We start from the raw sequence: 14,157 nt of genomic DNA on the forward strand, positions 1-14,157 counted from the left end.
TTGTTGTCAGCGGATGCGGCGATAGACCACGGTCGCAAAGTAGAACATGCACGCTGTCGGGCCAAATCGGTAGATCATGTGGCGCGCCTTTTTCACCGCTGGCTGGCGCCGCACTTTGTCGTCCGACAAATACATCCCCAGCAGCCCTTGCACGATAAAGCGGTGAATTCGCCCGCCATAAGATATTTGCTTCGCCCGTCGCCAGCTTTCGTCCGCGAAGTGACGAATGCGCTTATGGGCAGTGTGTGCATCTGGATAACAAGCGACAAAGTTGAAATCCCCTTCGCGCGCGTCTTCCTCCAAATCGATTAGGTAATCCAGCAGGATGTGAAGTCCGCAAATCCACGGAAAATAGTGCGTATGTGTCTCTTCCACGGTACGCGCATCAATCTCCTCGGTAGCGGCCAGAAACAACGTAAACATCCCCAGAGTCGAACCAGTGGCGCAGGCAAACTCCCACCATAGAAGCGCGTCTTCGTACGGCTTGAGAAACGGTGTGCTCCAGTCGATGAGCGTCTGACTGCGCTTATCGGGCTGGATGTGTTTGTGCTCCTGAAGTTCACAGTAGCGCTCCACATACCACTCGACGTGCTTCTGGACGATGTGATAGTTCGGCAATTCACCTACGCAACGCTGGCAGGTTTGTACCAATTCTGCCAAATAGCCACCGTCGTCCGGGTTCCCTCGAAAGGCGTAGTACGCCCGAAGTGGTGCGCCAGGGACAACCGCATCGCGCATGGCGTCGTGAAGTCGGCGAAAATCTATCGGATCATATCGATCACACCGGTCACACAGGTTATCGAGATAATCACTGATGGTTTGCAGCGCCACAATTAACTCGACGAGTGTCGGTGCGTATTCGCGGGTGGCGGCTGCGTAGACGCTACCTCCGTCCGCATGGAATCGCTTGTGCTGAAGGCTGGACAACGCCTGGCTTCGCAACACCTCATTTGGAATTGTCTTCGCACGCGTCGTCCAACGCTCGATTTGTTTTCTTGAAAGCGGCATGACGTCGTGAAATAGGCGGTATAGGAAGCGCGTGGGTCGTGTCGGTGTCGCAGATGTCAAGCGGTTTCCCCCGTCCCTATACATGTGGTGTTCGCATGGATGGCTGATGCTCATTTCGTCAGAAACTGAGTGACAGAGCCAGCCCAACCAAGGACTTTTTTCGCATTCTCCATTGTGACCCAATTTTTTAGGTCGAATTCTCCGGATGAGGGATTTGTCGCCGCCGTTGGTTTTTCTGTCACTGATTTGTTAGCGTTGCCGGTGGAATGAGCGCTTTTGCTTGGGGCGCTCTGGCTCGTTTGTGACGCAGGTGCATGGCTCCCTGGTGCAAATGGAATGGGATGATTCTGTTTAGGCCAGTGATTCGGCGTCGAAGCGGCTGTGTGGGACGTCGACGAAGTCCCCTGTGTCTGCGCGTGTGGGGGCACTCCAAGGAGACCGCGACGCCTTGCTCCGTGATGCACGATACCGGCGAGTTCGCGCACTTTTTGGTCGCTGGCTACATCGAACGCCAGGCTGCCGAGTTTGATGAACGTATTCCACTGCACAATGCCCACCTCCTAGCATGGTTGTTTTATCGTATGCAAAGGTGCGCGGCGAGCGTGGACGTTTCTCCATGGGCCCTTCCGTTTTGGCCCCAGGCAGGTGCAGCCTGGCTGTCCGATGAACCGCCTTCTAGTTCAGGATACGAGTGGCGACTGGATGTAGGCCAGGATCAGTGCCAACGTATTTTCTAGTGCGTCCCGATGGGTGCGTTCATACGCGTGCGAATTTGCGACACCTGGTCCAATTAGCCCATGCCGCACATCGGCGCCCGCCCGCAGCGCAGCGGATGCATCAGAACTGTAGTAGGGGTAAATGTCGACGGCATAATGGAGCCCGTTCGCTTTCGCGAGCGCTACCAAATGTCGGCGGAGTCCCTCGTGGTAGGGGCCTGATCCGTCAAGTGCGCAGATGGAGACGCTGTGTTCATCTGTCGCCAGCCCGTCGCCAATGGCACCCATGTCGACCGCTAGGTACTCGACGATTTCATCTGCGATGTTGGAGTTGCCGCCATAGCCGATTTCTTCGTTGTTGCTGATGAGAATGTCCAATCCGTGCGGCAATTCGTGTTTACTGGATTGCAGCTCGCGCAGCACGCCAAAGAGGATGGCGACGCTGGCCTTGTCGTCGAGGTGGCGGCTTTTGATATAACCCGTATCGGTAATGGCCACGCGCGGATCCCACGCGACAAAATCACCCACCTCGACACCTAACGCTAAGGCCTCTTGTTTCGTTTTGACGGGCGCATCCAGGACAATTTCCATGTTCTCGTCCGTGCGCTTGATGTCGCCGACTTCGCGATTGACGTGCACGGAGGTGTTATGCAGGATGATGGTACCTGTGAGCACTTGGCCTGATCCGGTCAACACCTGACAGTATTCACCTTCGACTGTATTCCACGCGTAACCGCCGATTCGGTGTACGCGCAGCCGGCCATTTTCCAGAATTTCTTTGACCATGCCACCGAGCGTGTCGACGTGGGCTGTCAGAAACCGCCGGTTTTGATTGTCTGCACCGGGGACCTGAATCAATAAACCACCTTTTTTCGTCAACGTTGGCTGGTAACCAAGCTTTGCTGCCTCTTTGGCTAAGAGGGAGATGATGCCCTTCGTGTGACCAGTTGGCGATGGCGTATTCAAGATTCGGACTAATAAATCTTCAACGTATGGACCGTGAGACATGGTATGTAGCCTCCAGTATGACACAAGGAATTGTCTTTGCATTGTATCACATGGAACAGTATCCATTGCTCGCACGGTGCGCACATACGAGATTTGACGTATGATACGGTAAGGTGAAAAAAGTTCGTCGTAAAGGGAGTTTCTGAAGCAATGCAGGTAATGATGGATAAACCACAACTGCTCGAACGCTATGAACGGGTCGGGCAATGGTTAGAGAATAGAGGGGACAAGCTTCACGCTGGCCGGATACACGATGTCCTCAGGGAGTTGGCCGCGGACCACGCCAGCACGAGTGTCGCGTTTTGCGGTCTGTTTTCGGCCGGAAAATCGAGTCTCATCAATGCCTTGTGTGCGTCGAATGCGCTCCAGACCGGCGCAGTGCCGACGACGGCTGCGGTTCACGCCGTGACGTTGCCAGGGACGAATGGGCGCGTACAGTTACTGGACACCCCAGGTGTCGACTCGACGGATGAGGCGCATCGCGAAGCGACGATGAATGCGCTGCATCGCGCGGATTTGATGGTGCTCGTCGCAGATTATCAGCATGTCGAGGCCGAGGAAAATCTCGAGTTGTTGCGGGCGTTTTCGGAAGAGGGCAAACGAATTGTGTTTGTCGTCAATCAGGTGGATAAACACCTCGATTTTGAATTGACGTTTGCCGAGTTTCGCGAGCATGTGGAAGCTGCGCTGGAGGACTACGGCATTGAACTCGAGCACATCTTCTATACGTCGACAACGCAATCGCCTTACAGCGAATTGAACGCGTTTCGCGATTTTTTGGCGGGGTTGCAGAATGTAGACGACGCAACCCACGTGGAGCAAGTTCAGAAGCGGCTCGACGAGATTATTCGCGACGCGGTTCATGAACAGCTTGCAGGCGAGCGAGCATCTTTCGCGGCGCAGGTGCGCGACTTGTTTGGCAGCGAGCCGATGGATGAAAGGGAACTCGCGAACTGGCTGACGCAGGAAGCGCAAGCGCTCACGCAGTTGGAGGAGGCGTTTCAACAGGACAATGCGGCCTTTGTCGACACCCAGCGCGCGATGCGCGAAAGCTGGGTGCGCTTGGTCGAGTTAGCGCAGATTGCACCTTATGAGACGACGGAGAAGGGGCGGTTCTTCGTAGAGAGTCTGCGGCCGGACTTCAAAGTTGGTTTCCTCCGATCCGCCGCCAAAACCGCTGCCGAACAGACGCGCCGCGGCGAGGCGTTCATTGAGGATTTGACTGGACGCGTCACCAACTATCTCCTGGTGCCGCTGCGGAATCAAATCGCCAAGGATATCCGCCAGCTGGCCTTTGGGCAGGATAGCTGGTTGTCGCAACTCGAAGGGTTGACGGTGGATGTCACGTTGGACTATGTTCGCAAGTTGGTGAAGCCAGGCGCCTTGGTGTCGTCGCAGTATCCGTATCAGTACGTCAAGGACGTTGTGGCGCGCATCAAGCGCGATGTCCTAGGCCAATTGAGCGGATTGGTCGACGTGTGGTTTCGCGAGGCCGATGCGGCTTACAAAACGTATCACGCGGACAAGTGGCATAGAATAGAAGAACAGCGCCAGCGCGTCGCGGCGCTCAAACAACTCGACGGTGTTTTGCGCAAGGAGCGCGAGTGGGTTGATGCGCTGTGTAGCGGGGAGGTACCGAATCCGTGACGACATCGAATCATCGTTCTGAACAGCGTCTGCGCGAGTTGTTGCGCGACGTGCAAACAAAACTGCAAACTCTACCGGATATTTCGTTGCGCGAAGTGATGGATGTAGAACAGCGACTTGCGCGACGCGATTATCTCGTCGCGGTCTTTGGAGCGTTTTCCGCAGGGAAGTCGTCGCTTTTAAATGCGTTGTTTGGCGAGTCGTTGCTCACTGTGTCACCGAACCCAACAACCGCCGCAGTGACGCAATTGCAAGCGGAGGATGAGCGTCAAGCGCAGATCGTCGTCTCGGCGAAGACCGAGGAGGAATTGTGGCGCGATGTCGCAAGCGCCTTTTCGGCGTTGCACGAACAATTTTCAGGACTCGATGAGGCCATTGCTCGCGCTGGCGCGATGAACGCCAAGGATTACCCGACATCGCTGCGCCGTCACGTTCGCTTTCTCAAGGCCATTTACGAAGGCTACCCAGTCATGCGCGACCGCCTGGGGACAGCGTGGACGACAACGCTGGATGAACTCAAGTCGTTTACCGCCATCGAAGCGAATGCAGCATACGTGGCAAGGGTGGATGTGTACGCCGACCATCCATGGCTTCGCAAAGGGTTTATCTTTGTGGATACGCCGGGGGTCGACTCGATTCATCGGCGCCATACCGATGTCGCGTTCCGCTATATGCGGCATGCCGACGCCGTGATTTTTGTCATGTACTACACCCACGCCTTCACGCAGGGAGATAGAGATTTCTTGCTGCAGCTCGCCGGCGTGCAAGATGTCGCCAAGACCAACAAACTGTTCGCGGTGATTAACGCGGTCGATCTCGCCAAGTCCGCGGAGGAACGCGATGCAGTCCGCACGCGCGTTTCCAGCGAGTTGCGCCGCTTGGGAATTCGTGAGCCGCGCGTCTATGAGGTGTCCGCGCAGATTGGCTTGGCGGCACGGCGTCTCTCTGCGGCGCCGGACGACGAACAGTATCAGGCGATGGCGCGCACTCGATTGCAGTTGGACAGCGCTGCGCCTCTTCCAAATGTGGATGAAATGCTTGCTGCCTCTGGGTTGACTGCACTCGAACGCGAGTTGACGGAGTACGTGCAAACCGAGGGTGACCAGCTCGCGGCGGACATGGTGCGCCGGGCGCTTGCCCAAGTCGCGTCGCAAGTCGACCATCTGCTCTCAGACGAAGTCGCCCGTCAGGCGGATGACGAATCGTTCCGAAGCCGTCGGCAGAATGAACTCGCCAAGTTGCGTGAAACGTTGAGAGAGGCGCATGCGCGCGATACGGATCGCGCATCGTCGCTGTTAGGGCAATACGTTCACGACTTGGAAGAGCTCGTGTTTCATGCCTCCGAGCGAATTCGCTTGCGTTATCGCGATTTGTTTCGCGAGGCGTTCCACCCAGGGCAATTTCGTGTCGGACGCAGTCAAGACAAGCTGCGGGAGGCAGGTGAGGCGTTGTCCGACGCACTCGCTAGGCAAATTGACATTGAGACGAGGACCTTCTCGTTGCGGGCGGCTGCATTGGCCGAGCGAAACCTTCGTCGCGCGGCGGAGGTGTGGGGCGACGCGTTTGACGAGCACGCGCTCCAGGCGCCGGCGCTGGAAGAACCGGATTTCTCTGGGGTCGTTGTCGAATCTGTCGCTTCCAGCGTTCCAGCTGACACGTTGCAGCCCTTTTATCGGCACTTCTCTTCGACAAAGCAATTTTTCGAAGGCGATGGGCAACGGAAGATGATGGATGAGAGTGAACCGGCTGTGATGGAGGTCGTCAAGGCGAGTATGGAGAAGGCGACGCGGGCAGTGCTGGAAGATGCAATCAGCCGTCTGCAATCGGCTTTGGAAGTGATGTACGCTGCGTTTGAAAGCCAGTTGGACACGGCTGAACAGGCCGCGTTGCGACCGTTTGACGCAGGGCGGCTAGAGGCATTACAGCGTGCGCAGGCGTATCTTCGAGCGGTGCGTGTATGACGCAGCCACCAAGACGTCGAGAATGGTTTCTGAGATGACACGCTCGTGCGGTGTTCGGCAGACGTCTACATAAACTTGTTCCCTACTGCGTTGACAGATACAATGTAGGCACAGGTGTTAGGGTTGGAATATATTGTTTTGTTTGTTTTGAGCGAATCGTTACAAATCGTGCGCGCCGCTGCACAGGCATAGCGCGTTACTTCGTTCAGAGGCAATCGATGAGGAGGAACACACGATGGGGCGTCGCTGGGATGATTTCGACGATTGGCCAAAGGCTCGACGCAGAGGTCGGAAAACTGCCATCATGTGGCCCGCAATCGGTCTCGGTTTAGCAGTGTTTTACGTGCTTGGCGTGTGGACGGGGGCGGGTATCGCGCATTCGGGAGGATCGAATGTCGTGTACCTGCCGTCGCAGAGTGCGCCGAGTTCCAACGCGCAGAGTGGAGCGGGTTCTGCGGATCCGTCGCTGTCGGATTCAACCTTGGTGACGGATATCTACAATGAGGTCAAAGGCAGCATTTTCACGATTACGGCGGTGAATGGCAGCGGGGGGCAGGATACCGACCCTCAGGAGGACATCGGCACGGGCTTTCTGATTGACAACCGTGGGGATGTCGCGACCAACGCACACGTCGTCGGGTCTGCCAAGACGGTGGAGTTGAGTGTGGGCGACGAGAAGTTCAAGGGGACTGTCGTCAATGCCGATACACTCGACGACTTGGCCATTGTTCACATCAATGCGCCTGCGTCGATGCGCCCGCTCACGCTAGGGTCCGCAAAGACGTTGCAGCCGGGGAATCTGGTTGTGGCGATTGGCAACCCGTTCGAACTTACGGCGAGTGTCAGTTCGGGGATTGTCAGCGGCCTGAACCGCTCGATGTCGGAGTCTGGTGGACATGTGATGAACGGGATGATTCAAACGGATGCGCCACTCAATCCAGGCAATTCCGGTGGACCATTGCTCAATGCCAGCGGTCAGGTGGTCGGTATCAACACCTTAATTGAAAGCCCGATTGAAGGCTCCATTGGGATTGGCTTTGCGATTCCGATTGACCGCTTAGTGGCGCTTGAACAGAAATTGCTTTCCGGCAAGAGCATTCAGCATGCGTGGTTGGGCATTGAAGGGATGGACATCGATTCCCTGATGCAACAGGAGATGAAATTGGCAAGCAGCAGTGGCGTCTATGTCACCTCTGTCACGAAGGGAAGCCCAGCCGCAAAAGCTGGTCTGCGCGGGGATACCAACGCCGCTAAGTTGAATAACGCGAGTGATTCGGCGGATCCGTTTAAAATCCTCAAGGGTGATGGCGACATTATTGTCGGTATCGACGGGAAAAAGGTCACCACGATAGAGCAATTGACGCAGTATATCGACTCTGATGAACCGGGTCAGACCGTGACACTATCTGTTTTGCGGGGGGGCACACAAACGAGTGTGAAGGTGACACTTGCCCCGTGGCCGAGTAATCAGTAAGCGAGCGCGATAGATTGACTCGTAAAAAAACGACAATAGGGCCGTCCTGGCGCCACAGTTGTGGCAAGGGCGGCCTTTTCTGTTGGCGCGCAGTGTTCGCCTTTTGCGTTAGGCCCTCCCTGTGCGGCCGCCAGACGTTTGCCCATAGAATGGTAAGCTAGCGCCAATTGGGCTATGATGAGCTTGCGATGATTGGCCTGTACACGTTCGCGCGTGTCGACGGTGTGCGATGGTCGGGTATCGGTCGCAGGGGTGGTTGCTTGAGGAAATTTCTATTGACACTTGTGTTTTGTTTCATGATGTACGTATATTGGTATGCCCATCGACACTTAGTGTGGAGTTTATCGTGGTGGCCGGCTGATAGAAAATTTGGTGTGGTATTCTCACAGCATATGATCGCGATTCGAGGGATTCATTCACTCGACCAGTTTAATGCTTGGTTGGGCGCACATTTTGCAGAGGACAGGCCAGTGACGTATACGGCCTGGATTGGATTCCTCGTGCTTTCAGCAGTTCCGAATAAAGTACTAGGTGTGATTCTGTTTGTCGTTCCTTTTTGGGTGAAAGTTTTCGTGATCTGTGCGCTACATTGGTTGTTCATGATATCTCTTCCCGGTCGGCGGCGCCGTCGTCAGTTGCAGAAAACGTCAATCTCAAGACTGGCTGATGGAAAGGTCGATGGAGATGGCTCAAGGGACACCCCTTTGCGCCGTCAGGCCAGACGACATCTCGAGCAGCGGCGAAGTTGAAAAGCCTGCTGTTCGCAGGAGACGCAATCTGGATGTATCTCTCGCGCGTTTTGCAGCAGTCTATAGGGGATGACTGATTGCGCGGGGGGTTGTGATGAGATGAGTGAGAGGTCTAATTCAGACCGTTCAGTGGTCAATTTCGAGTTTGAGACGTTTACGCCGTCCGACTTTGAAGGCCATCAAAATTTGGATAATCCGTCCGTGCGTGGATATCTCGTCTACAACGACGGTCGGAAAGACTTTGGCTTCGGAACGTTTGGCATGTCTGACACGTATACGATTGATTATGACGTGCTCAACCAAATCAAAGCAAAACACCCTGCGTTTATGAAGGAAATTGTGGAACAAGGCGGTTTTAATATCAATGGGGTGTGGCACGAAGTGAATGGTGACGGTGACCTCATCAGCCATTGATGTATCGCGCGAAAGCAAGCGCCATCCGAGCGAGCCCTATCAGGGCGTGGCGTTGGATGGCGTTTGTTCCGTTTTTGCCAGCTGTTGAAGCTCCGTTAAGAACCCTTTCGGGGCAATATACGCGTGTGCGTTGTTGAACAGCAGAATCACGTTTGTACTCGTCCGTGCAACGGGAATACTTAAAATGTGGTTGGATGATTCGATCAAGACGCTGTCGATATCTGTGGCAAAGTCGCCTTCGTTCCCGGTGTAGGGCTTTGCCGTCTCCAACAGGCGGCAAAATCGCAAGATGCTGTCCTGACTGGTCAATTGGTATTGACCTGACGAATTTGCTGTAGAAGACCCCGTTGTTTGAATCAGGACTTGACTGATGGTGGAAACATCGAATGATGTCCCCAGCATTTGCACACGTACGTGCTGCTGACTCACCTCAAATGCGGCAACGCCACAGAACAGGGCGATAATCAGCGCCGGAAGAATGAAGAGCTTGGCTGATAAGCGCCGGGATCGCATTGAAAACATAATCCACCCACCTCGTTAACGAAACATCCTCATTATAGACGACGCGGTGGGGGAAAATGTGACACATATATGGAGATTTATCGCGAATTTCTCCTGTAAATATATGACTTCTTACGTTCTTGGCCTGCGTACGATTGATGAAACATCTTGAGTAGCGCCCTTTTTTCCAGCCTGGATACATATGACCTAGATATATCCAGGGTGTCTGCGACCTCGTTTTGTGTCCACTCCCGGCCGTCTACCAGTCCAAATCGCAACTCGATGACTTTTCGCTCGCGTTCGTCTAAGACGTCGAGTAGTTTAATCATGCCGCTGATTTCCAAACGCTTATTGACTTCATCCTCTGTATTGTCCGTGTCGGACCAGAGAATGTCTGATATCGTAATTTCATTCTCCACAGCATGATGTCTGTATTGGTCGATTCAAAAGGCGGTTTAGAACAAGGGATAAAGGTCTAAGTCGAACTCCGCGCCCCGCTGATGCTTTTCCTTGTTGTACACCGCTTTATACAAAACTGTGCGAAGCAATCGATTCTGTTCTGCCGGTGTTTTCATGTTGGGGTAGAGGTCGAGCACGTGTATCACGTGCGGGATAGTCTTTTGCGGTGTGCGCTCAGCCGCTATTTCCCGGTCAATGTCCTTCATCAAGCGTTCTTTCTGGTGCGCTAATGTGGATAATTCCGAGACGAGCTTTTGTTTGCGATCACGGTATGTCGCTGCGTCATAGATGCCTTGTTCGAGCAGGTTGTGTAAGTTGTCTCGTTGTGTTTCTAAGCGGCGAATGTCATCCTCTATCTTCGTCAGTAACCGCATGTTGTGGTGCGCCTCTGTTGGAGCATTTGTGGCAGCAGTCACCTCGTCGCAGGAGATGGTGTATTCGCAAAGCCATTCGCGGAGCGCCTGAACCACTCTTTGCTCGACAATATCCAGTCGGGTGCTGCGTTGGGGGCAATTCGGGTTTTTGCAGATTAAGTGGGGACCTTGTTTGGTGTAAGGCCGGCGAATCAGTTTCTCGCCGCATTTCGAACATTCGATGAGGCCGGCCAATGGGTTCGCAATCTGTTTTGAGAAACCGAGTGGGGCATGAGATCTCGACGCGCGGATTTGAGCGCTCGCCTCAAACACCTCTATCGAAATCAGCGGCGTGTGGCGCCCTTTGGCCCGAATCACTTCTTCCTCGGGGCGTTTCGTGTAGGTTCCTTTGCGTTTGTCGTGCTTTATCCGTCCCCATACGACGTAACCGGCGTAATGGGCATTCCTGAGGATCGCAACGACGTTCGCAGCTCTCCACGACTTTCCCGTTGGGGTCTTTATCCCGAGTGTGTTCAAGTACGATGCAATGTGGCTGCCACCCATACCGCGATTGACGTGGAGATCAAAAATCAGGCGCACCGTGTCGGCATCTTGATTTGGAATGAGTATCCGGTCGTCATTCACGTCGTAACCAAAGGGTGGCCGAGTGCCGAGGTATTTGCCGTCCTGGACGCTTGTGATGCGTCCTTGTTGCATTCGCTTGGTGATCATCTTGAGTTCGCGGCGGGCAAAGAACGCTTTAAACTCGGTCCACTCTTCGTCCATTTCATCACAGAGATCATAGACTTTGTCAGGGGTTAGGATGAGGGTGCCGGCTTCGCGAAAGACCCGCATGATGCGTCCTTGGTCTTCCATATCGCCGCGCCCAAGGCGGTCGATGTCCATGGTTAAAACGGCTTGTGTCTCACCCTTTTCTACGCCTTGCAGAAGCTTTTGCATTTCTGGTCGCTCCGATATAAATTCACCGGAGACAACTTCTTCAAATACACGCGTGATACGCCACTGAAACTTGGACGCCAATTGAAAGAGTTTGCGGCGGTGGCGAGATAAGGTCTCGATGTCACCGCGCCCCTCACGGCGCGCGCGTTCCTCTGCTTCCCGGTCTTCTCGCGATTTCCGGAGATATACCCACACATTGCCGAGATGCTCAGGGAATGTCCCGAAAGACATTGGTGGATGCGCCTCCTCGTTTGCAGGTCGTAGGCGGGTCGTAGAAGTGACCACAACTCATTCATATTGAACCTACAGCGATTTAACACCGATTTCCCATGTTAGCGGTGTGTGGCGGAACTTCGTCAGGCAAGCTGCAACCTTCGTCGTCATACGTTTACAGGGGGTGTTGCAGTTGCGACCGAGTGAGGGTATTCAGACGACAACGAGCGTTCGACCGGACAAGGAGATGCATATCGGGGGGACGCGGATAAGGATCTTTGCACCACAGCCGATGTCCGCTGCACAGCGCCAAACGCGCCATCAAGCGGTCGTGAACATCGTCGCAAAGTATTATCAAGAGACAATGACATCTCCGCAACAGAAGGGGAAATGACAGCCACGCCGCTTTGGCATATGGTTGTCGAAGAGCATCATCGCAAAAACCGCGCCTCTCCATAGCGGAAGAGGCGCGGTTTCCTTGGCACCTACTGCAACTTTCGGCTCTTGACAAGTGACGTGGCGCATTATTGTTGAAAATGGGCGATGGATAGACGCAATTGTTCAGCCATCCGCGATAACTCATGGGTTGAGGCAGCCACTTCTTGCATGGTTGCCATTTGTTCTTCTGCCATAGCAGCCACACTTTCCGAACTTCCTGCATTCTGTTCTGCGGACGCCGCAATTTGTTGAATAGACGTCAGCACTTGGGACGTACCTGCTGCAATTTGTTGGGCTGCAGAGGAGACATCGAGGATTTGTGTTTGTACGGCCTCGACGGCCTCCGTGATTCGCTCGAAGGAGGTACCAGCTACATGCACGGCCTGAATGCCGTGGTCCACATCTGTCTGTGCAGATTGCATGGCCGTGACCGCAGTTTCCGACTGCGCCTGCATGAGCGAGATGGATTCCACGATTTGTCGGGCTGCGTCGGCTGTGTCACCAGCGAGTTTTCTTACCTCTTCGGCGACGATGGCGAATCCGCGTCCATGTTCGCCCGCGTGAGCGGCTTCAATGGCGGCATTGAGTGCCAAAAGGTGAATTTGCGATGAGATGCTTGTAATCAATTCGGTCATGTTGCCGATATCTTGAGAGTTGGTTGCGAGCGAGTGAATCAGTTCCGCCAATTGCGTGACGCCCTGACCCACAGCGTTCATCTGCGATACGGCATGCTGGATGGAATCGTTGCCGTGCTTCGCGATATCCGCCGCTTCAGTGGCCGCGTGGCCAACCGATTGCGCGTGATTGGAAATCTGCTTGATGTCCTCGCTGATCCCTGTCACTGCAGTCAAACTTTCTGAGACATTGCGCGCTTGAATCGCGATATTGTCGGACATCGCATGAATAGAGAGCGACACGTGCTCCGCTGATTTGTTCGTCTCTTCGGCGCTGGCAGCCAATTCTTGAGACGCGGCAGCGAGTTTGTCCGATGTTTGCGAGACTTCGTCAATCACGGTTTCCAGTGTGTCGACCATTTGATTGAAGCTGTTTGATACCAATCCAAACTCGTCGTGATTGGCGATATGTACGCGTTGCTTCAAGTCGCCCGCGCCAACCCGTTTCGTGGTGTGAACTAATTTGCGCAGCGGGCCGACGATGTTGCGAATGTTGATATAGATTAGTCCGCCAGCCAAAATCAAGGCGATGACGAGCACGATGAGCGTCGTCGTGAGAATCGGTCGCGCCGCGTTCGCCATGTCCTGTGTGTTCATGGAGCCTGCGATTTTCCAGCCTGTGATGGGGTTTGTCGTGTAGACGAGCTTTTGCTGGTGACCATCTTGTGCGTAGGTCTCAGAGCCGTCGGTGTTGGTATACATGCTATTTACCCACGGTAGTTTGCTGACATCTTCGCCAGCTTTCAGGGCAGGGTCGATGACGACTTTTTTAGCGCGATCGATAATCAATGGGTAACCTGTTTGGCCAATTTTGACAGACCCAATCACATCGCTTAACGCAGATACAGGAATTTCACAGTGGATCACGCCGCTGCCATCGTGCACGACTTCCGAAATGCCAATCACGAGTTGGCCTTTCAACAAACTGGATGGATAGGGATCGAGAATACAAATTTGCCCACTGACCTGTTCTGCTTGTTGGTACCAAGGTTGTTGTTGGGCGTTGAATCCGCTTGGCGCTTGCTGGCTAGAATAATTCCTGTAAAAGCCAGTGGTCGATGCGAAATCTAGGTCTGCCAATTCTGGGTGCGTGTCACTAAACGATGACAGGATGGCGTCCAACTTCGCACCATCGTTTGACGACCAATCGGATTTGCTGATCTCCTCAGATAAGTACGTGATATTGTTCATTTCGGGTTGAATGTATTTTGAGATGTCCGAATTCATCAGAGCCACGTTGTTGGTCGCGTTATTGAGTAGTTCGTCTGCCATCTTGGCGTAGGACGTGCGATAGGCTATGACACTGACGACGAGAGAAGGGATCAAAAGAACGGCGATAAAACTGAGAATGAGTTTTCGGTTTACACTATTTAGGAATTTACCGATCACGGGATGTTCTCTCCTTGGCTTCTATGTACTGTCTATGTACTGTCTATGTACTGTCTATGTACTGTCCGTCTATTTGATTATAAAAGCGCATAGTCAAAACTGGAGTATTTATGCAAATTTAACCAAGGTTTAACGTTTGTGATACAAATATTTTACGGAAATTTAACGAAAATCACTTGCGAACCAATTGAGT

At 53.8% G+C, this 14,157-nt stretch carries 13 protein-coding genes; 6 read left to right on the top strand and 7 right to left on the bottom strand.

Annotated elements, in window-relative coordinates; translation table 11 throughout:
- Positions 1–6: 6 nt before the first annotated feature.
- The 3 genes from K1I37_RS07550 to K1I37_RS07560 all read right to left on the bottom strand — a co-directional run bounded on the left by K1I37_RS07550 (position 7) and on the right by K1I37_RS07560 (position 2,732).
- Complete coding sequence (locus tag K1I37_RS07550) at positions 7–1,068, bottom strand: tetraprenyl-beta-curcumene synthase family protein (protein WP_021297159.1); 1,062 nt, start codon at positions 1,066–1,068, stop codon at positions 7–9.
- A gap of 50 nt (positions 1,069–1,118) precedes the next feature.
- Positions 1,119–1,556 (bottom strand): hypothetical protein, encoded by a 438-nt coding sequence (locus K1I37_RS07555; RefSeq protein ID WP_021297158.1) that lies wholly within the window; start codon positions 1,554–1,556, stop codon positions 1,119–1,121.
- A gap of 132 nt (positions 1,557–1,688) precedes the next feature.
- Positions 1,689–2,732, bottom strand: a complete 1,044-nt coding sequence (locus K1I37_RS07560; protein WP_021297157.1) for a M42 family metallopeptidase — start codon at positions 2,730–2,732, stop codon at positions 1,689–1,691.
- Between the two features lie 150 nt (positions 2,733–2,882).
- Between K1I37_RS07560 and K1I37_RS07565 the strand changes: the two genes are divergently transcribed.
- The 5 genes from K1I37_RS07565 (at position 2,883) to K1I37_RS07585 (ending at position 8,977) form a co-directional block, all read left to right on the top strand.
- Entirely contained in the window at positions 2,883–4,379 is a 1,497-nt protein-coding gene (locus tag K1I37_RS07565) for a dynamin family protein (RefSeq protein ID WP_021297156.1), read from the top strand.
- On the top strand, positions 4,376–6,340 hold the full coding sequence (locus K1I37_RS07570; protein WP_021297155.1) for a dynamin family protein: 1,965 nt from the start codon (positions 4,376–4,378) through the stop codon (positions 6,338–6,340). Before K1I37_RS07565 ends, K1I37_RS07570 begins: the two co-directional genes overlap by 4 nt.
- A gap of 235 nt (positions 6,341–6,575) precedes the next feature.
- Positions 6,576–7,814 (top strand): S1C family serine protease, encoded by a 1,239-nt coding sequence (locus K1I37_RS07575; protein WP_021297154.1) that lies wholly within the window; start codon positions 6,576–6,578, stop codon positions 7,812–7,814.
- A 392-nt stretch (positions 7,815–8,206) separates the two neighbouring features.
- Entirely contained in the window at positions 8,207–8,563 is a 357-nt protein-coding gene (locus K1I37_RS07580) for a hypothetical protein (RefSeq protein ID WP_242215995.1), read from the top strand.
- A gap of 99 nt (positions 8,564–8,662) precedes the next feature.
- The gene (locus K1I37_RS07585) at positions 8,663–8,977 is read left to right on the top strand and encodes a hypothetical protein (protein WP_021297152.1); all 315 of its coding nucleotides are present in this window, start codon (positions 8,663–8,665) and stop codon (positions 8,975–8,977) included.
- Positions 8,978–9,016: 39 nt separating this feature from the next.
- On the opposite strand, the gene K1I37_RS07590 is transcribed toward K1I37_RS07585, so the two are convergent.
- From K1I37_RS07590 to K1I37_RS07600, 3 genes are all read right to left on the bottom strand, one after another.
- Positions 9,017–9,499 carry a hypothetical protein gene (locus K1I37_RS07590; RefSeq protein ID WP_021297151.1) on the bottom strand — a complete coding sequence of 161 codons (483 nt, stop codon included), beginning with the start codon at positions 9,497–9,499 and terminating at the stop codon, positions 9,017–9,019.
- Positions 9,500–9,576: 77 nt separating this feature from the next.
- Positions 9,577–9,897, bottom strand: a complete 321-nt coding sequence (locus tag K1I37_RS07595; RefSeq protein ID WP_051189507.1) for a sigma factor-like helix-turn-helix DNA-binding protein — start codon at positions 9,895–9,897, stop codon at positions 9,577–9,579.
- Positions 9,898–9,933: 36 nt separating this feature from the next.
- Positions 9,934–11,481 (bottom strand): recombinase family protein, encoded by a 1,548-nt coding sequence (locus K1I37_RS07600; protein WP_021297149.1) that lies wholly within the window; start codon positions 11,479–11,481, stop codon positions 9,934–9,936.
- 175 nt (positions 11,482–11,656) lie between these two features.
- Between K1I37_RS07600 and K1I37_RS07605 the strand changes: the two genes are divergently transcribed.
- Complete coding sequence (locus K1I37_RS07605; RefSeq protein WP_021297148.1) at positions 11,657–11,857, top strand: hypothetical protein; 201 nt, start codon at positions 11,657–11,659, stop codon at positions 11,855–11,857.
- Between the two features lie 130 nt (positions 11,858–11,987).
- Here K1I37_RS07605 and K1I37_RS07610 read toward each other — a convergent pair whose 3' ends face one another.
- Complete coding sequence (locus K1I37_RS07610; RefSeq protein ID WP_021297147.1) at positions 11,988–13,964, bottom strand: methyl-accepting chemotaxis protein; 1,977 nt, start codon at positions 13,962–13,964, stop codon at positions 11,988–11,990.
- Positions 13,965–14,157: the final 193 nt, after the last annotated feature.

The organism is Alicyclobacillus acidoterrestris (assembly GCF_022674245.1).
GTDB classification, from domain to species: Bacteria; Bacillota; Bacilli; order Alicyclobacillales; family Alicyclobacillaceae; genus Alicyclobacillus; species Alicyclobacillus acidoterrestris.

Excerpts from the sequence above, each read along its gene's own strand:
- K1I37_RS07560 (WP_021297157.1), bottom strand. The coding sequence starts at position 2,732 with ATGTCTCACGGTCCATACGTTGAAGATTTATTAGTCCGAATCTTGAAT.
- K1I37_RS07565 (WP_021297156.1), top strand. The coding sequence starts at position 2,883 with ATGCAGGTAATGATGGATAAACCACAACTGCTCGAACGCTATGAACGG.
- K1I37_RS07600 (WP_021297149.1), bottom strand. The coding sequence starts at position 11,481 with ATGTCTTTCGGGACATTCCCTGAGCATCTCGGCAATGTGTGGGTATAT.
- K1I37_RS07590 (WP_021297151.1), bottom strand. The coding sequence starts at position 9,499 with ATGTTTTCAATGCGATCCCGGCGCTTATCAGCCAAGCTCTTCATTCTT.
- K1I37_RS07575 (WP_021297154.1), top strand. The coding sequence starts at position 6,576 with ATGGGGCGTCGCTGGGATGATTTCGACGATTGGCCAAAGGCTCGACGC.
- K1I37_RS07585 (WP_021297152.1), top strand. The coding sequence starts at position 8,663 with ATGAGTGAGAGGTCTAATTCAGACCGTTCAGTGGTCAATTTCGAGTTT.
- K1I37_RS07580 (WP_242215995.1), top strand. The coding sequence starts at position 8,207 with ATGATCGCGATTCGAGGGATTCATTCACTCGACCAGTTTAATGCTTGG.